The sequence below is a fragment of the Psychrobacillus sp. NPDC058041 genome (genome assembly GCF_042885655.1).
In the GTDB taxonomy this organism is placed as follows: domain Bacteria; phylum Bacillota; class Bacilli; order Bacillales_A; family Planococcaceae; genus Psychrobacillus.
Genome location: NZ_JBHVRO010000008.1, coordinates 42,634 through 59,426, shown reverse-complemented (window position 1 = coordinate 59,426; position 16,793 = coordinate 42,634). Strand labels below are relative to the sequence as shown.

Genomic DNA, 16,793 nt, shown 5'->3' with positions numbered 1-16,793 from the left:
TTACCCCCGATCTAATGTGCCTTCCGTTTTATAATTCAAACCATAAACGCGTCTTTCTCCTCCAAATGCTACAAGTTGAACTTCTTTTGGATCTCCTGGCTCAAAACGAACTGCCGTTCCAGCTGGAATATCTAATCGAAAACCAAATGCTTCATCCCTATTGAATTCAAGTGCTGTGTTTATTTCATAAAAATGAAAATGAGAACCTACTTGTACAGGTCTATCTCCTGTATTGACGACAGACATACGTTTTGTTTCTTTTCCTTCATTACAAACAATGTCCTCTTCTTTTAACACATAATTTCCTGGTTTCATGTTGATATCCTCCTTTTTAGCTAATCGGAAAGTGAACAGTGACTAGTTTCACACCATCCGGAAAAGTGGCTTCTACTTGAACATCATCAATTAGATCTGAAACTCCATCCATCACATCTTCCGATGATAAAATCGTTCCACCAAAAGACATTAGTTCGCCTACAGTCTTCCCATCGCGCGCACCTTCTAAAATTTCATATGTGATAAGCGCGATAGCTTCTGGATAATTTAGTTTGAGACCTCTTTCTTTTCTCCGTCTTGCTAAATCGGCAGCAACAACAATTAATAATTTCTCTTGCTCACGTGGCAACAATTGCATACGTTTTCCTCCAATCGATTGAGTGTATATTGTGTAAAAGAGGGTAAAATAATTTGAATCTAACAGTTAGTGAGGCTTACCGTATATCCATTTCTTGAGTAATTTAAGTACTATGAAAAGAGAGGCGATACCATGAAAGAAAAGTTCATTCAACTTATGAGCGCATCAGTCAAAGGAATTTCACAAGTTGTCTTTATCGAAAATATCATTTCCGGACTACTCATACTAGCAGGGATTGCCATCTACTCAATTCCTCTAGGACTAATTACAATCGGCTCGGCAATTACTGGTACTCTCGTTGCGTGTATTTGTGGAGCAGATAAAAAAATACTAAAAAGTGGACTCTTTGGATTTAACTCTGTCCTAGGAGGATTAGCCATTTATTTATTTTTAGAAGGTCCCCATAAATGGATTATTGCGTTATTATGTGCAGGAGTTACAACCATTGTAACTGCCGCCTTGATGAATATAACAAAGCACTTCGATATGCCTATCCTAACCTTCCCATACATCATTCTGACTTGGTTTTTTATCGGGACTTCTTTTCGATTGAGCTTTATCAAACCAGGAGCAAATATTTTGCCCCAAAACTTAATAAATTGGGAAAGGGAACTTGACGGTCCACTTGATTGGCATGGATTAATAACTGGTATCGGACAAGTCTTTTTCCTAGATGAAATTCTTCCTGCCTTCTTCTTTCTCATAGCAATTTTCATTGCAAGTAGGAGATATGGAATTTATGCAATTATTGGTTCTGTTATAGGCTGGTTAACTGCTCTTTTCCTTGGTGGAGAAATTACATTAATCAACTTAGGCCTTTATAATTACAATGCAGTCTTAACAATGATTGCAGTAACTTCCGTCTTAGAAGTTAAACATAAAAATGCATGGATTACAGGCATTTTTGCTTCTATTCTATCCGTACAAATTACAGCAAGTTTGGACACTTTTTTACTTCAATATGGCTTACCGGTTCTCACCATGCCTTTTGTTCTGTCTACTTGGCTTATACAAAATGCACGAAAAGTATTTCCTAATATTTGAGTCATTCATTCCTATCCTTTCTTTTAATTATTCCCTATATATTCTCGCCATGATGTATTTAATCTATTCAATGACTTTTGATGAATTGCTTTTCGATTATCAATATAAGAAAACCGTTTCGGCTAGAAACTTCCGAAACGGTTTGTTGGTTTTAATATATTAATGCACTAGTCGAACTACTTGCTCCACAGCCTGTTCTCCAGCGTGCGCCCATCTATTTTTATTTTCAATCTTCCCATCTTTATCAAGGGGATCTTGGAATTGGTCAAACCCTGAAGAGGTTAGCAATGAATTTTCGTTATTGTCCAACCCAACATGTACGACATGCTTAATAACATACGGTGTCTGAAACCTAATATATGCTTCATGATGATCCAAATCACCCTCTAACACCTCGAATGGAAGCCTTAAATATATTGTTTCCCCTTCATCGCGCCACAAAACATTATCAAAGCTTCCTTTATGGTAATCCCAGTTTCCTCCAATTGAATATCCTAAACTTTGGATCCGATTGCGTAAATCACCAAAACGTGCCTTTTTTCCTTCTAAATCGGTTTGTAACTGTAACAAATACACTCACTCCTTTTTAAAATTCTCCATCATAGCTTTTACAATAATCGGTGAAAAAATACAAATAGAGTTTTCAAAAGAAGCTTATTTACTTTCCAATCTATTCAGCACTCTTTGGAATCTTTTTATCGATATGTATTTCTTGTAACTTTTGAGCAATCAAACTAGTTAAAATTTCATACCCTGCTTCTCCAAAATGAAGACCATCATCTTTTTCTCCTATTAATAGCTCTCTATAATTCGGTTCGGAATAAAGAACATGGAAAAAGTCAATAAAGTGACTACCCGTTTCACCAGATACTTCTTTTACAGCTTGTGCATATTGCTGTAATCGTTCATTCGATCTATTCGGCTGTAGTGACTCATCTACGGGAGCTGGAGTAATTAGAATAGTTTTTAATGGTCCAATTTTTTTAGTAAACTCATTAATGTTTTGCTTAAAAGATTCAAGCTCTACAAATTTATGGAGAGAAGAATCATTTGCCCCAAATAATATCGTCACAATGTCTGGGCATCTTGCTAGAACGTCCTTATTAAACCTTTGCATTGCTTGTTCCGTTGTATTACCGGAAACGCCTGCATTAATAAACTTATAGTCTTTCATTTTTAATGAAAGCTTGTATGTCAGTATAGGAGTAGGATACCCTTCATTTCTTGCGGTAATGCTATCCCCAAAACAAACTACTTCCAACATTTCACAAACCCCCCTACAAATTATTGTAATATAATTGAAACATATTATACGTTTATATTCACTCAATTAAGGATAAACAAACATGAAGTACAAAGCTAGCTTTGGAGGAAGTATAATGTCTCAAAAAAGATTAACATGGGTGGATGTTACGAAGGGATTTTTAATGATTTTAGTCGTCATTGGTCATTATCCTGGAGAATTGGATGTCCCGCTCATCAAATATATTTATTGGTTTCATATGCCTGCCTTTTTCTTATTAAGCGGTATATTTTTTAAAGAAATTGCCAAAGATCAAAACTCACATAAAATAGTAAAAAAGAGATTTATGCAGCTAATGATTCCTTATTTATTTTTCCTTTTTATTATTACTACTGTTCGATATAGCATGGAGTTAGCATTAGGAAACTTCGATCTTTCCTGGTATTTACATGATTTATGGAAGCTTGTTATTGCAGGTCGTTTTGCTCGTGGAGCTTATGGTGTTTTTTGGTTTGTAACTACATTGTTTTTTACTTATTTATTGTTCATTTGGATGACAAAATATTTAAATCGTATAAAACAAATTATTCTACTCGTAACATTCTACCTTGTAGCACATCTAGAAAGCATTTTCGCTATGCACGTAATCAGTGGCTCTCCAGATAAAGCTGCCCAAACAATTCCAATGCTATGGAATTTAGACGTTGTTTTAATGGCCATCGTCTACTTCGCACTCGGCTACTATGCAAAATCAGTTTGGATGCATATAACACTGCCTTGGTTCCTTGGTTCAATCGGAATTGCGATTGGTGCAATAGTTGCAGATAGAATGGGATTCCTTGATTATCATTTGAGTATGAAATTTTTACGATACGATCATCCATTATTAGATTTAATAATACCGATTGCTTTTATCATTGGCATTGTTGGTACTTTTCAAAGACTATCCAATATACTACCATTACATTGGTTAACGAAAGTCGAAAAACATTCGATCGCAATCATGTATTTGCACATTTTCACGGATATTATTTTAAACGATTATTTCCAATACGGATTGATCGGTTTCACAATACTAGGCTTGGCCATTCCGATTATCATTTCCATCGCCATTCAAAAGCTTATTCCCTACGGTAAATTCTTTCTTGGAGATATCCGAGCGAAAAGTCCGATTCATATATAGATGAAGAAACACCCTATTTAAGAGACAAATTGCTTTTCTTAAATGGGTGTTTCTTTCTACTTTTAAAGAATGTTTGAGAATAATTCCGACACACCCGAGACCAGTTGCAAAAGCTTTCTATTCGATAGGAAATTCTGCTAACTAGGTAGTTTTTTACAGTAAATGGAACTTCGAGACTAATTTTGCTTGTACCGAGACCAATTTACTCGAAGTCGAGACCAATTCGTCCGAAAGCGAGACCAATCTGCCACTACCCGAGACCAACTATACAGAACCATATAAGAAAAACGCAAGCGTCTTATAATCGCATCCTGTCCTCACCGTTTCCAGAGTGCTTTGGAAGAAACATTGGCTACATCATTACCGTTAGAGTAATGGATCGTGAAGTGACTTCGTCACTTTACGATCCATTTTTCGGTAATCTTGTGGCGAAAGTTTGTCCGTCGCCCTCTTGGAATATATAAAGACATGATGCATTTGTTTTGGGTAATGAGAGATAAGATACTTACCTACTCTTTTAAAAGCTTCCGAAGATACCATTTCGGAAGCTCTTCACCTCTTTATCAGTGGAAACTACCTATTTTTCTCTGGTTCCGCTTACCATATGGATAAGCAAAATAAAAGTACCAATTCATTAATCGGACGAAGTAGATTCTTTTCTTATTTGCATGTTGATTGAAGCGGAAGGCGGCGACTCCTAGGGGATTAGCAAGCAAATCAAGACCCTGGACTGAGCGCAGCGAAATTAATTTTTGCGACGAGCTTGCGCAGGAGCAAGGGAAGCGGCTTGATGCTTGCCCCCTGGAAAGCGTCCGCCTGCAGCGAAAATCAACCTGTTCCTGGCATCAATTTATATACATTCTTATCTCTGAACAAATGCAAAAAGCCCCCAATGAGAACAACCTATACTTAAAAAAGTAAAATATCTAAAAGGAATAAAGTTTCTTCACTCGACCATCGAATCCGACCAATTTATCGACACCTAGCTCTTTCAGCATGTTTGCATTCTCTCCTGTATATTTCCCTAGATCATCTGGATAATGGGAATCGGAAGACACCGTAAACGATACACCGCGGTCCACAAGAACCCGTAAGAAATCAGGGCTTGGACACATTTCTTTCACGGGATATCGATAATACAGTCCAGCATTCACTTCAGTAGCAGTTCCTGTTTCTATAAGTGCATCTGCAATTCGCGCATACCACTCATTATTAAACTTTGCATCATCCACTCGGAAATTGAACACTTTTAAATTATCTAAATGCGCGACAAAATCAAATATCTCCGAACGAATTGCTTTCTCTACTGTTTCAAAAAATCGTTCGTACAATGCTTTCAAATTCATCGTTTCAAAAATTTCTACGGTTTGCGGATTATCGAATCCCCAGCCATCCACAAAATGAACGGAGCCTATCACATAATCCCACGGTTGACCACTAAGCAGCTCGACTAACTCTGCTTCACACCCTGCAAAATAATCAGCTTCAATACCCAATCTTAAATCGACACCTTCACGACTCCACTTCTCTTTCGCAGACAAAATGGAATTCACAAAGTCACCCATATTCTCGGTCATCACTCTGTCTAGCCAGTAACGTTGTACTTTTCCTACATCATCTGACGGGTCCAATAACATATTTTTCTCAAAATAATTTCTCGTTTCACGAAAACGATATAAATGATCGACTATCCCGACTTCCTTCAACCCTAGTTGCTTCGCACGTTTCAAATAAAGATCCAACCACTCTTCGGAGTAACATCCTTTATCCAATCTATTTTTCCATGCATTTACTTGCCAAGTCACAAAATCTTTCGTACCTTTTTCTAATCCATCTGGTAAACCAAATGAGGCAATCGCTTCTGAAGTTCGTTCTAACCAACGAAACGAGTAAGGCCCTTCCTCCAAATGCACGTGATAATCTATTTTCATTTACAATTACCTCCATTTACCACAGTCCATGTACCATCGTATCCATGCCAATCTGCTGGATATCTCTCATTTGAAATTACTTCTGACAACTCATTTAACCCACAAATTGTATAAAACGATTTCTGATTCATTTTGGAATAATCAGCTAACAAAATACAACTAAAACTATTTTCTACCATTTTCGCTGAAACGAGCGATTCATCTAAGTCGTAATCATAAACAATACCTGATTCTACTCCACCGCACGATAAAAACGCTTTATCTAAATTCATTTTACTTAACCACTGTAAAGTCATCGCACCGCCAACGGAAGACTGTGCAGGATTCGTAGTTCCTCCTAGCAAAATCACTTTTCCGGTCATTCGCTTTTCTTCGATTGCCAAATTAAACCTTTCAGCAGCAGCGATGGAGTTTGTGACAACCGTTACATTGTTCACTTCCACTAAGTAGTCCGCTATATGAACCGTTGTTGTCCCTACATCCACTGCGATTGTATCGCCATCGCTGATTCTCATAGCTGCAACTTTTGCAATTTCAAGTTTCACTTCTCTTTGCATATCCATCTTTCGTAAAAACTCAGGTTCTTTTCGCAAATTAATAAACTTCACAGCTCCACCATGAACCCTTGTCAATAAATGCTGTTCCTCCAACTCATCAAAGTCTCTTCGAATGGTTTCCGGAGCAACATTTAACTCTTCTGCAATAGCAGACACAACAATCTTCCCATCAAATTCTAGCCTACTTAATATATGTTCAAAACGTTCAAGCTTCGAGTGTGTCATGTTAGCTCAATCACATCTTCACGTGCAATATAGCATTCATATGCCCTTCCTAGCTCCATTGCATACCCTCTTTGATAAAGCTGCTCCACAGAGAATGTTCTTTCACCTGCTTGAAAAAGCGTACGAATAACGTTTCCGCTCATGACTGATTCTTTCGCAATTCCAATAATATTTAAATCTCCTAGAGCTGCTTCCAAATGAATTGCTTCTGGACGAATGGCAAATTTCAAACCTTCACCAGGTAATGTGTCGCCAATCATTTGCTCCAGCTCTTTACGCGTAAATACATTATAATTCCCGATAAATTTAGCGATAAATTCATTTTCTGGCTTCGTATAAATTTCAGTAGGAGTTCCTCTTTGAGCAATTTCTCCTTTATTCATAACGAAAATCTTATCGGAAACAGCCATTGCTTCTTCTTGGTCATGTGTTACCAAAATCATCGTAATGCCGAGCTTCATCTGAATGGAACGTAAGTCTGCTTGTAACTTTTTACGAATTTGAGCATCTAAAGCACTTAGTGGTTCATCTAACAATAAAACCTTAGGACGCACAATTAGCGCTCGCGCAAGTGCAACACGTTGCTGCTGACCACCAGATAATTCATGCGGATAAGCATTCACTTTATCGGACAAATCGACAATCTTAAGTATTTCCTCTACTAGTCGATCAATTTCTTTCGCTTCCACTTTTTTGATTTTCAACCCAAAAGCAACGTTCTCTTTCACCGTCATGTTCGGAAATAATGCATAAGATTGAAACACCATTCCTACTTCCCGGTTTTTCGGCTGAATATTATTCATTACTTTTCCTTCAATTTTCACCGCTCCTGATGTTGCATCTGTGAGCCCGGCAATAATTCGTAAAATGGTACTTTTCCCACAACCGCTTGGACCTAGCAACGTTACAAACTCACCTTTTTCAATCGTCATATCAATATTAGATAACACCGTATTCGCGCCATACTCTTTATGAAGACCCTCAATCACTAAATAACTCATGTATTTGCAACACCTTTCGATCGTTTAGTTAGGACGGAGATGATAAAGGTTAATACGCCCATCAGCACTAAGTAAACAAATACAACAGCACTTGCGATATGCCCACTTGTACTTAATTTTTTCATTAGATATATTTGAACTGTTTCAAAACGCGAACCAACTACTAGGTTAATCAAAACAAATTCCCCAAACAAAACGGAAAATGATAGTAGCGCACCTGCAAACAGGCCTGGATAAACGGCAGGTAATAAAACCTTTATAAATGCTTGGAGCTTAGTAGCTCCTAGTAATTCTGCTGCATCTAGCAACTGCCGAGCATTCACATTTCGCAAGCTATTGCGTGTCCCTTGATAGATGTATGGCAAAATACTAATGACATACGCCCCTAAAACAATAAAAATCATCGGCACGCCGATTCCTGAATATGCGCGGATTAAACCTACTGCTAAAATTACTCCTGGAAATGCATATACCAGTACAATCGCCACTTGAATCCATTTCTCATACTTTGGAAAATAAAGAACAATGACAAAAATGGCAGGTACAATAAACAATAAAGCGATGATAACTGCTCCCCCAGAAAGTAATACAGATCGACCGAAAGCTTCGATGAAACTCGTATCTTGAAACAAAGTAGCTAACCATTTAAACGTTAATCCCTCTGGTAACACAGTTTTATTCCAATTCGTTGCAAATGCATAAAGCGTTGTTGCTAAGATTGGGACGAATAAATATATCATTAGGAAGATAAAAAATAGATCAGCAAATCCTCTTTTTTTCACTATAAATTCCTCCTAGTTCTCTTAATACTCCACTCACTTAACAACATCGCGGTAATCATTGTCACGCCAAGTAAAACTGCAATCGCACTTGCAAGTTCTGGTTGTGCGAAAATATCGCCTGACAACAGTGCTCCAATTCGTATCGCGACTAAATTATAGTTACTTGCTGTCAGCGCATATGCTGAAGCATAGGCCCCCATTGCATTCGCAAACAGCACACTAAACGTCCCAACAATACCAGGAAGCATAATAGGAATCCCTATTTTAGTCCAAAATTGAAATGTTGACGCCCCAAGTAATGCAGCAGCATCCTTCCATTGTTGTTGAATTCCATAGTAAATTGGATACAACAGCATAAGCGAAAGCGGTAATTGAAAGTAAACATATATAAGCAATAACCCACTCCAGCTATATAATGAGAACGATGAAAGAGCATCAATTCCCCATTTTTCAAATAACAATGTAAACAAACCACTGTTCCCAAGCAATACAATAAACGCAAATGCTAAAGGGATACCAGAGAAGTTTGACGTTAAATTAGAAATGATTAACACTTTTTCTCGTACTGGCTCAGAAAACCGCATTATCGCATACACAGCGAACATTGTAACAACTAACGCTATCAAAGCAGAAACCGCTGACAGCGTAATACTATTTTTAAACCCTTGTAAAATATAACTATTCGTTAGTGCTGATTTATATTGATCCAACGTAAGTCCATCACTATTACTAAAACTGGATATAACCATATATACAAGTGGAACAATGAAAAACAATAAGATGAGCACTAGAAATGGTAGTATCCAAACGAACAATTGCTTTTTAGATTTCATCTCGATCAGTCCTTCCTGTTTCTGTTGCTTATAAAAGAAAAGAGGCCTAGGCCTCTTTTAGCATACGTACACCTTCTAAGAGGAGCGGAACCATTTCCTCTGAAGGTTCAATATTTAGTAAATGGCAAACTAAAGGTGCCACTTGAAGTTGAGAAACGATTCCTTCATTTATTCCTGCTCTCACATGTTTGGATAAAACAAACATGGGTACATGTCGGTCTTCTGTTGTATTTCCGCCATGATTGCCGTCACTTGTCATCCCATGATCAGCGGTCACAATTACTTCATACCCTTGTTCCAAACACTTAGGAATAAATAGAGAAAGCAGCGCATCCACAGCTAACACACGATTACGATATTCCTTCGAATCAGCCGTAAACTTATGTCCATCATCATCCACATTCATTGGATGGATATAAAGTAAGTCAGGTTTCTTTTGATCCATTAACCAAGCAGCTTCTGCAAATAAATGACTATCTGGATAATGATCTTCAAAATAGAATAAGCCGTTTTCAATAGGTAACTTTGTATCTAATTGAATTCGGTCTTCAAAATGACGAAATGGTGCATGATTATAAAGTTCACTTACCCAGTAGTAAGCAGCTGCAGCGGTAGTTTTACCGCTGCTTTTTGCTAAGTGGAATAAGCTTGTTTGATTCGATAAGCGAACCGTCATATTACTCGTCACCCCATGAATAAGAGGTGGCGTACCCGTTAAAATAGTTTCATATAGTGGTCGAGATAAAGAAGGTACTTCCGAGCGGACTTCATAGCGTGCTGCAGCACCTCGCTCAACCAAATGTTGCATATATCCCATGTGTGTACAAGCCGTATCATATCGAAGGGCATCCACTACGATGAGCACTACTTTTTTATTTAACATGGATTAAAACCTGTTCTTGGAACATTTGTGGAATTTTTTTTGTTGTTTCTTCCCATGCCTTTTGATCTCCTACAGGTTTCGCATTTTTGTACATTTCTTGTGGTAAAAGTAGATCTTTTACTTCTGCAGAAAGTTTTACATTTTCACGAATTGGACGTGCATAACCTTTTGCAAGATTTTCTTGTCCAGCATCCGATAAAATATATTCACGAGTTAACATAGCTGCATGTGGATTTTTCGCATATTTATTAATAACTGTTGCATACCCAGAAATAACTGATCCTTCTTCTGGAATTACTACATCAAAGCGAGATTCATCAATTTGGCTACGGTAACCTAAAGAGTTAAAATCCCAAAGAATCGCAACATCAATTTCACCTTTTTCTAAATTCGCAACAGATGGATCTCCTTTTAAACGACCTTGTTTAGCAAGCTCTGCAAAGAAATCAATTCCTGGTTGAAGATTACTTTCATCTCCACCAAAAGCCATAGCCGCTGCTAAAATAGCAAACTGTGCTTGGTTAGCAGTTAAAGCATCTCCAATACTAACTACATAATCTCCATTTTTGATATCTTCCCATGATTTTGGAGGATTTTTCACATTATTTGTATCTGTTAAAAATGAAATTGTTCCAGTATAGCCAACAACCCAGTTGCCTTCATCGTCTTTTGCCCATTCAGGAATTTCGTCCCAATAAGATGTTTTGTATGGTAAAGTTAAGCCTTTATCTTTTGCAATCGGTCCAAATGCAATACCTACGTCACCGATATCAGCAGTAGCATCTTCTTTTTCTGCTTCAAACTTCGCAAGCTCTTCTGCACTAGACATATCTGTATCCGTATGTTTCAAACTATACTCTGTTCCAAGCTCATCCCAAGTTTCCACCCAGTTCGCCCAAGAATCTGGCATACCAACCGAATTTACAGTACCTTCTTCTTTTGCTTTTTCTGTTATTTCATCCAACGTCAAATCATTCCCTTTGACAGTTGTTTTTGCTGCACTATCAGAACAAGCTGCTAAAAGCGATAAAGCTAACACGCTAACTAAACTTTTCTTCCATACACGTTTCATAGACATGAATGCGAACCTCCATTTGTTTGTGTTTGTTTTGATTTGCTTACAAGTCAAATCATACGAAACAAACATTAAGAAAGTATGGATATCTTAATAAGGTTAAGTAAAATTTGTAAAGCTATTGTTATGCAAGGTATAGATACTGTTTGTGTAATCAATAAATCAAAAAGGAGACTTCCCTCTTACTTAATGTCAGTTTGAAACAAGAGATTTCTCTTTCCCTTATAAGCACTTCGAGACTAGTTGCAATAGACCAGCGACCAATTTAACCGGAGGTGAGAACATTTCCGACATACCCTAGATCAAATGAAAAAAATCCAAGCTCGAAGCAATTCGAGACATGGATTTCTAAAATATAAAGTAGCCCTATATTATTTGGAGCTTGAAAATCTCTTAATGAAACAAAATCGTCTTATTGCCTTCCACGATTATCCGGTTCTCCAAATGCCATTTTACTGCTCTTACGAGTACGCGACGTTCAATTAGTCGACCAATTTTTTTCAATTCAGCTACATCGTCTCGGTGATCTACTCGTTCCACATCTTGCTCGATTATCGGACCTTCATCTAAATTATTCGTCACATAATGTGACGTTGCACCGATTAGTTTTACGCCACGTTCAAATGCACGTTCATATGGACCAGCACCGATAAACGCAGGCAAGAACGAATGATGAATATTGATAATTCGATTTTCAAAATGGTTTACAAAGTCTGGGGTCAAAATTTGCATATATCGCGCAAGGATTAACAAATCTACCTCATACTCTTCCATTAGACGAATCTGCTCCGCTTCCACCTGTTGCCGAATATCTTTATTTGCCGGAATATGATGAAAAGGTATTCCTACTGCCTCCACAATAGGTCTAGCATCTTCATGATTACTAATAACAACTACGATATCTGTATCAAGATCGCCATTTTGCCATTCCCACAAAAGCTCCATTAAACAATGCGGCTCTTTAGACACAAAGATAGCAGAACGCTTTCGCTCGTTCGGATATGCAAATTCATATTGCATAGAATAGTTAGAAGCAATTTCCTTAAAGTCCTTCTCCATTTGTTCTGATTTTGCGAGCAATTCATCACAATGATACTCTACTCGTATGAAGAATGTACCGTTCTCTGGATCACTGGAGTACTGGCTCGATTCCATAATATTTGAATCGTGATTATGTAAAAAAGTAGATAGCGCAGATACTATACCCGGTTTATCTGGGCATTTTACTAATAAGCGCCCTCGATTTTCGAGTTGTTTTTGTTGTATTGTCAATTTTTCTTTTGCTTGAGTTTCAGTAGCCATGTTTGTACAACTCCTATATGTAATATATTAATTTTCTCATTATCCTTTATTATGTGAATATTCTCAAGAATTATTTCTATTACTTAGAAATGGCATGAAAATTGATATACTTTCCTATTCTTTAACGTAAAAGAGCCTATGCAATAAACATTACATAGGCATCTCTTTTTAATTGATTACTCTAATTTTTACTTTTTTGACTCCCCATTGCATTGCACTGTCATAAGAAGGGATGAATACATCGATTTTATTCCCCTTAATAGCTCCTCCTGTATCCCCTGCAATAGCCTCTCCATATCCTTCCACCCAAACTTTTGTACCTAGTGGAATAATTCTTGGATCCACTGCAATTACTTTCTGATCAGGGTTTGCTCGTAGGTCAATGCCATATGCGGTAGTACCCGAACAGCCATTACAGTATGCTGTATAGGCCGTTGCTGTAACGAGTATTTCTTTCCCTTCTCCGACAGGTGGAGGGCTAATAATTGGTGCAGATACCGTGGTTACTGGCTCTTCTATGGCCTCAATTGATCCAATTTCCTCTTCATCACCACTCACAATTAACACATCATCAGGGTAAATTAAATCACCTGTAAGTCCATTCCAAGTCATAAGCGATTCCAATGATATATTATGATCCATTGCAATCCGATACAAATTATCGCCTTTAACGACTGTGTATGTTTCCGGCACTTGTTCTAAAAACTTTCTCATATTATATGCATCTTCAAAATGTACATAGTATTCTTCTAATTGACTTTCATTGGCTACTACTTCATTTATTAAATCCTTAGAAATCGATAAATTTTGATCATACGTGGCGACAGGGAAAATTTCGTGTGCATATGATACTGAATTCGATGAAAGTGCGAATAACAATACGCACAAAATAGTTCTAGCTCTCACTACATAATTCCTCCTAACAAGTAATCTGACAATCACTTTTAAATTTGACTAAGTATTGCCCAAGAACTAGGAAAAACAAACATTCGAATAAAATAAAAAGAAACCACCCTCCAAAACAACGAAAATCTGTTTTGGAAAATGGCTTAAAAAGTATAATATTTTTATTAAAATAAACTCATATTAATCAGTTATCCACATTAATTTATGAGAATAAAATGTCTACGATAAAATACTAAAAGAAGGGGAGAAATTCATGAATCAAGATGAAATGTTTCAATTGGTAGATTCGTTACCGTTTTTGATTTTTAATGAAGTGCCGGGAGTAACAGAGCACTTGAATTTAACCGGTCTAAAGGGAGTACGCTCCAAAAAAATCCGTAATCCTTTTGCAAACACAGTTGGTGGAGCTATACTGACTGAGTATAATGTGGAAGAAACAATTGATTTAGTATTTAAAGAATTTGGTGACATCCCTTTCAGCTGGGCTGTAGGCCCCAAAAATACGCCATCTTATCTTGGCATTCTTTTGTCAGCTAGGGGAATGGTAAAGGGCGAATCCTCTGTTGGGATGGTATTAGAAAACTTTGATATTCCAATCACCATTAACCCGAATGTAGATGTCATTCCAGTTTCTAAAGAAAAAGTGATGGAAAACGCAAGTCTATTAGCAAATATGTACGGAATGGGTCTTACAGATGAGGCAATCATTGCGTCTGTTCAAGCATACAAAAAGAATCAATTCTATTTTGCCTATCTAACAGGCTCTAGCATTATTGTTGGTTGGACCAACTTAGTGTTTATTCCAGAGACAACCAAAGTCCTTCTAGGTGGTTCTGCGACACATCCAGGTTGGCGAGGGAGAAATATTTATAAAACAATGGTCACCCAACGTTTGAAAGATGCGCGTGCTTCGGGTGCGAATGCTGCTTTGATTCAAGCTGTTAAATGTACTTCTGCACCTATTTGCACCCATATCGGATTTAAAGAATTTGGTGATTACGATATATACTTTGCTAATACTAGTGAATTAGAGAACCTTCAATAGTTTCAAACTGGCTATCTTGCCTTTACTACAATTCTAATCCCGAAAGCTATTAATACTAATCCTACTGAAAAATTTAGCACCCTCAGTAAAATTGGCGCTAGAAATAATGTTAATATAGTGCCTACCGCTGAGATAATGGTTAAAAATATGAAAGTAGATAATACCGCTCCGATTCCAAAAATATATAAATCCTTTTGCTTCAAATTTTCTTCTCCTATTTTGGCAGAGAAGACGCCTGCCCAAAAGAGAATCGTTAAAGGATTGGATAGAGTTAAAACAAGTGTTTTCCAAAAAACACTATGAGTACTTTGCTCCGAATGAAAATCCAAGCTCCGGATGAGAGAAATTCCCCAAAAACCTAGTATATTACTTAAACCAAAAACGATGAGAATAGCCGCTCCAATGTAATGAATGATTCCCTTCGTCTTTTTATACTTCGCAAGTATAGCTCCAATCCCGAATATGGCCGCAAGTATATAAAAAACATCTACAAACGTTACCCCTAAAACACCTATTTCCGCTGCCCAAAAACCAGACCCTGCAGCTGTTTGAAATATAAACAAACAAATTGGCCCTACTGCAATCTGTAAAAGCAACCCAAATCGAAACCCTTTCCAAATCATCTGCTACGCACCTACCTGTTAGTGTTTTCTTTTAGAGTGGATAATACAATTAACGTATTGGACGTCCGAACACCTTGGATGGATTTTAGCTTGTCATTTAGTAAAATCTCTAATTCAGCCGTATCTTCCACTAATACTTTTAACATATAATCATATTCACCAGCCATATGGTGACATTCAATTACTTCCGTAAAAGGGATGATTGCCTCTCTAAAACTTTTAATATTTGCTGCATGGTCAATATTCAAAAATATGATCGCTAATAATTTTAAACCCATTTTTTCACGATTGATTTTCACCGTATATTGTTCAATAATTTTTGCATCTTCCAGTTTTCTAATTCGTTCCGATACTGCTGGTATAGATAAGTTAACTTTTTTACTAATTTCAGATGCAGTAGCTCTTCCATTTTTCTTTAAAACCTCTAAAATCTTCGCGTCTATCATATCCATTTATCTATCCCCCTTTATTTGTGTATTTTTAAATTATTATAATCAATGACTTAAAATAAAAAAACGATACTTCAATATTTCAATAATCATTTAGTTTTTTCGATAGAAAACCTAAAATATTATTTTAATTTAAATATTTTAACAAGAAAACCTAATAATATTAAGACAGAAAAAATTAGATAATTTTTTATTTAATCAAAAATATTATTACATACGTAATATTAATCAATTACTTTAAGTTTTATTTCTATAGCATGTTCATTGGTGGGGATGAATACATCAATTTAGCAACCAAAACTAAAGTCGTTCATCGAAGTCTTCTATTAGAAAATAGAATCTAAAAAAGCCATCTCAGAAGCAAAACCTCTGAAATAGCCTACTATTATATTATAAACTTAGTCCTTTACGCTTCTTTTAGTTTTCCCTATATTGTCTAAATAAATATAAAGAGGGGGGATACAAAAATATATATAAACTAGTAGAAAATCTAGTATCACATGCATTCTAGAAAAAAAGAACTTCTAAAAGTAATCAAAAAAATTCCAAGAAGAAGTAAAGAATTTGCTGAATCAGTTAACCATTAAGATACAAAAAAGATCCAACAGACATATAGAGTCCATTTTCTCCATCGGTTTCATTAATATTCTACCGGGCATTTCTGAAACAGTAGTAAATACTGGAGGTTGAGTTTACCTTCCATTATCTTAAAGATGGGTCATTCCGCCCTGATAAAAATGTGGCATTTGTTGTTGATAATTTATATGATGTCCTACGTGTTGGCCTACATTCTGGCCTAACGGATAATAATTTACCGGTTGAACCATGTGATGGTGTTGAGCATGATGTCCTACGTGATGTCCTACGTGTTGAGCGTGATGCACTGGGACGCTAGGATGATAATGGTGATGGTGATGGAGATGTTGATGCTGGTGTTGGTGCGTATGTTGTCCACCGTGATGTTGTTCTGGGTTCCTCATATTTTCCCCTCCTTTTCATCAAGTCCTTGTAGTCTATGCTGTATTATTGATGCCACTTAGACAATTGAATTATAAATAATCACTGTTTTAAAATGTG

At 36.8% G+C, this 16,793-nt stretch carries 18 protein-coding genes; 3 read left to right on the top strand and 15 right to left on the bottom strand.

The features are described 5' to 3' along the window. Nucleotides 1–315: an urease subunit beta gene (locus ACFVR1_RS13640; protein ID WP_387584750.1), complete on the bottom strand. Its 315-nt coding sequence runs from the start codon at nucleotides 313–315 to the stop codon at nucleotides 1–3. A 16-nt stretch (nucleotides 316–331) separates the two neighbouring features. Further along, the gene (locus tag ACFVR1_RS13635; RefSeq protein WP_387584749.1) at nucleotides 332–634 is read right to left on the bottom strand and encodes an urease subunit gamma; all 303 of its coding nucleotides are present in this window, start codon (nucleotides 632–634) and stop codon (nucleotides 332–334) included. 132 nt (nucleotides 635–766) lie between these two features. On the opposite strand from ACFVR1_RS13635, the gene ACFVR1_RS13630 reads away from it, so the two are divergent. Continuing rightward, nucleotides 767–1,678 (top strand): urea transporter, encoded by a 912-nt coding sequence (locus ACFVR1_RS13630; protein WP_387584748.1) that lies wholly within the window; start codon nucleotides 767–769, stop codon nucleotides 1,676–1,678. A gap of 159 nt (nucleotides 1,679–1,837) precedes the next feature. On the opposite strand, the gene ACFVR1_RS13625 is transcribed toward ACFVR1_RS13630, so the two are convergent. Both ACFVR1_RS13625 and ACFVR1_RS13620 read right to left on the bottom strand, forming a co-directional pair. Next, on the bottom strand, nucleotides 1,838–2,248 hold the full coding sequence (locus ACFVR1_RS13625) for a YugN family protein (RefSeq protein WP_387584746.1): 411 nt from the start codon (nucleotides 2,246–2,248) through the stop codon (nucleotides 1,838–1,840). Between the two features lie 100 nt (nucleotides 2,249–2,348). After that, nucleotides 2,349–2,942 carry a GDSL-type esterase/lipase family protein gene (locus ACFVR1_RS13620; RefSeq protein WP_387584744.1) on the bottom strand — a complete coding sequence of 198 codons (594 nt, stop codon included), beginning with the start codon at nucleotides 2,940–2,942 and terminating at the stop codon, nucleotides 2,349–2,351. A 115-nt stretch (nucleotides 2,943–3,057) separates the two neighbouring features. Between ACFVR1_RS13620 and ACFVR1_RS13615 the strand changes: the two genes are divergently transcribed. Then, nucleotides 3,058–4,104, top strand: a complete 1,047-nt coding sequence (locus tag ACFVR1_RS13615; protein WP_387584743.1) for an acyltransferase family protein — start codon at nucleotides 3,058–3,060, stop codon at nucleotides 4,102–4,104. Nucleotides 4,105–5,030: 926 nt separating this feature from the next. Here the strand turns inward: ACFVR1_RS13615 and ACFVR1_RS13610 are convergent. The 9 genes from ACFVR1_RS13610 to ACFVR1_RS13570 all read right to left on the bottom strand — a co-directional run bounded on the left by ACFVR1_RS13610 (nucleotide 5,031) and on the right by ACFVR1_RS13570 (nucleotide 13,599). Next, entirely contained in the window at nucleotides 5,031–6,035 is a 1,005-nt protein-coding gene (locus ACFVR1_RS13610) for a histidinol phosphate phosphatase domain-containing protein (RefSeq protein ID WP_387584741.1), read from the bottom strand. Then, nucleotides 6,032–6,817 carry a DeoR/GlpR family DNA-binding transcription regulator gene (locus ACFVR1_RS13605; RefSeq protein WP_387584739.1) on the bottom strand — a complete coding sequence of 262 codons (786 nt, stop codon included), beginning with the start codon at nucleotides 6,815–6,817 and terminating at the stop codon, nucleotides 6,032–6,034. The genes ACFVR1_RS13610 and ACFVR1_RS13605 overlap by 4 nt, the downstream gene beginning before the upstream one ends. Then, nucleotides 6,814–7,818: an ABC transporter ATP-binding protein gene (locus ACFVR1_RS13600; protein WP_387584738.1), complete on the bottom strand. Its 1,005-nt coding sequence runs from the start codon at nucleotides 7,816–7,818 to the stop codon at nucleotides 6,814–6,816. Before ACFVR1_RS13600 ends, ACFVR1_RS13605 begins: the two co-directional genes overlap by 4 nt. After that, nucleotides 7,815–8,600, bottom strand: a complete 786-nt coding sequence (locus ACFVR1_RS13595) for an ABC transporter permease (protein WP_387584736.1) — start codon at nucleotides 8,598–8,600, stop codon at nucleotides 7,815–7,817. Before ACFVR1_RS13595 ends, ACFVR1_RS13600 begins: the two co-directional genes overlap by 4 nt. Next, on the bottom strand, nucleotides 8,600–9,433 hold the full coding sequence (locus ACFVR1_RS13590) for an ABC transporter permease (RefSeq protein ID WP_387584734.1): 834 nt from the start codon (nucleotides 9,431–9,433) through the stop codon (nucleotides 8,600–8,602). Before ACFVR1_RS13590 ends, ACFVR1_RS13595 begins: the two co-directional genes overlap by 1 nt. A 46-nt stretch (nucleotides 9,434–9,479) precedes the next feature. After that, entirely contained in the window at nucleotides 9,480–10,316 is an 837-nt protein-coding gene (locus ACFVR1_RS13585; protein ID WP_387584733.1) for an alkaline phosphatase family protein, read from the bottom strand. Further along, nucleotides 10,306–11,394, bottom strand: coding sequence for an ABC transporter substrate-binding protein (locus ACFVR1_RS13580; RefSeq protein WP_387584731.1), 1,089 nt, complete (start codon nucleotides 11,392–11,394; stop codon nucleotides 10,306–10,308). The genes ACFVR1_RS13585 and ACFVR1_RS13580 overlap by 11 nt, the downstream gene beginning before the upstream one ends. A 390-nt stretch (nucleotides 11,395–11,784) precedes the next feature. Further along, nucleotides 11,785–12,693, bottom strand: a complete 909-nt coding sequence (purU, locus tag ACFVR1_RS13575; RefSeq protein WP_387584730.1) for a formyltetrahydrofolate deformylase — start codon at nucleotides 12,691–12,693, stop codon at nucleotides 11,785–11,787. Nucleotides 12,694–12,861: 168 nt separating this feature from the next. Then, the gene (locus tag ACFVR1_RS13570; protein ID WP_387584728.1) at nucleotides 12,862–13,599 is read right to left on the bottom strand and encodes a 3D domain-containing protein; all 738 of its coding nucleotides are present in this window, start codon (nucleotides 13,597–13,599) and stop codon (nucleotides 12,862–12,864) included. 253 nt (nucleotides 13,600–13,852) lie between these two features. Between ACFVR1_RS13570 and ACFVR1_RS13565 the strand changes: the two genes are divergently transcribed. Then, entirely contained in the window at nucleotides 13,853–14,644 is a 792-nt protein-coding gene (locus ACFVR1_RS13565) for a GNAT family N-acetyltransferase (RefSeq protein ID WP_387584726.1), read from the top strand. An 11-nt stretch (nucleotides 14,645–14,655) separates the two neighbouring features. Here ACFVR1_RS13565 and ACFVR1_RS13560 read toward each other — a convergent pair whose 3' ends face one another. Both ACFVR1_RS13560 and ACFVR1_RS13555 read right to left on the bottom strand, forming a co-directional pair. Beyond that, nucleotides 14,656–15,267 carry a LysE family translocator gene (locus ACFVR1_RS13560; RefSeq protein ID WP_387584725.1) on the bottom strand — a complete coding sequence of 204 codons (612 nt, stop codon included), beginning with the start codon at nucleotides 15,265–15,267 and terminating at the stop codon, nucleotides 14,656–14,658. 11 nt (nucleotides 15,268–15,278) lie between these two features. Continuing rightward, nucleotides 15,279–15,719 carry an Lrp/AsnC family transcriptional regulator gene (locus ACFVR1_RS13555; protein WP_387584723.1) on the bottom strand — a complete coding sequence of 147 codons (441 nt, stop codon included), beginning with the start codon at nucleotides 15,717–15,719 and terminating at the stop codon, nucleotides 15,279–15,281. Nucleotides 15,720–16,793: the final 1,074 nt, after the last annotated feature.

Coding starts and splice junctions, on each gene's coding strand:
- ACFVR1_RS13635 (WP_387584749.1), bottom strand. CDS start 634: ATGCAATTGTTGCCACGTGAGCAAGAGAAATTATTAATTGTTGTTGCT.
- ACFVR1_RS13560 (WP_387584725.1), bottom strand. CDS start 15,267: ATGATTTGGAAAGGGTTTCGATTTGGGTTGCTTTTACAGATTGCAGTA.
- ACFVR1_RS13565 (WP_387584726.1), top strand. CDS start 13,853: ATGAATCAAGATGAAATGTTTCAATTGGTAGATTCGTTACCGTTTTTG.
- ACFVR1_RS13620 (WP_387584744.1), bottom strand. CDS start 2,942: ATGTTGGAAGTAGTTTGTTTTGGGGATAGCATTACCGCAAGAAATGAA.
- ACFVR1_RS13555 (WP_387584723.1), bottom strand. CDS start 15,719: ATGGATATGATAGACGCGAAGATTTTAGAGGTTTTAAAGAAAAATGGA.
- ACFVR1_RS13640 (WP_387584750.1), bottom strand. CDS start 315: ATGAAACCAGGAAATTATGTGTTAAAAGAAGAGGACATTGTTTGTAAT.
- ACFVR1_RS13585 (WP_387584733.1), bottom strand. CDS start 10,316: ATGTTAAATAAAAAAGTAGTGCTCATCGTAGTGGATGCCCTTCGATAT.
- ACFVR1_RS13605 (WP_387584739.1), bottom strand. CDS start 6,817: ATGACACACTCGAAGCTTGAACGTTTTGAACATATATTAAGTAGGCTA.
- ACFVR1_RS13580 (WP_387584731.1), bottom strand. CDS start 11,394: ATGTCTATGAAACGTGTATGGAAGAAAAGTTTAGTTAGCGTGTTAGCT.
- ACFVR1_RS13600 (WP_387584738.1), bottom strand. CDS start 7,818: ATGAGTTATTTAGTGATTGAGGGTCTTCATAAAGAGTATGGCGCGAAT.
- ACFVR1_RS13615 (WP_387584743.1), top strand. CDS start 3,058: ATGTCTCAAAAAAGATTAACATGGGTGGATGTTACGAAGGGATTTTTA.
- ACFVR1_RS13610 (WP_387584741.1), bottom strand. CDS start 6,035: ATGAAAATAGATTATCACGTGCATTTGGAGGAAGGGCCTTACTCGTTT.
- purU (WP_387584730.1), bottom strand. CDS start 12,693: ATGGCTACTGAAACTCAAGCAAAAGAAAAATTGACAATACAACAAAAA.
- ACFVR1_RS13630 (WP_387584748.1), top strand. CDS start 767: ATGAAAGAAAAGTTCATTCAACTTATGAGCGCATCAGTCAAAGGAATT.
- ACFVR1_RS13590 (WP_387584734.1), bottom strand. CDS start 9,433: ATGAAATCTAAAAAGCAATTGTTCGTTTGGATACTACCATTTCTAGTG.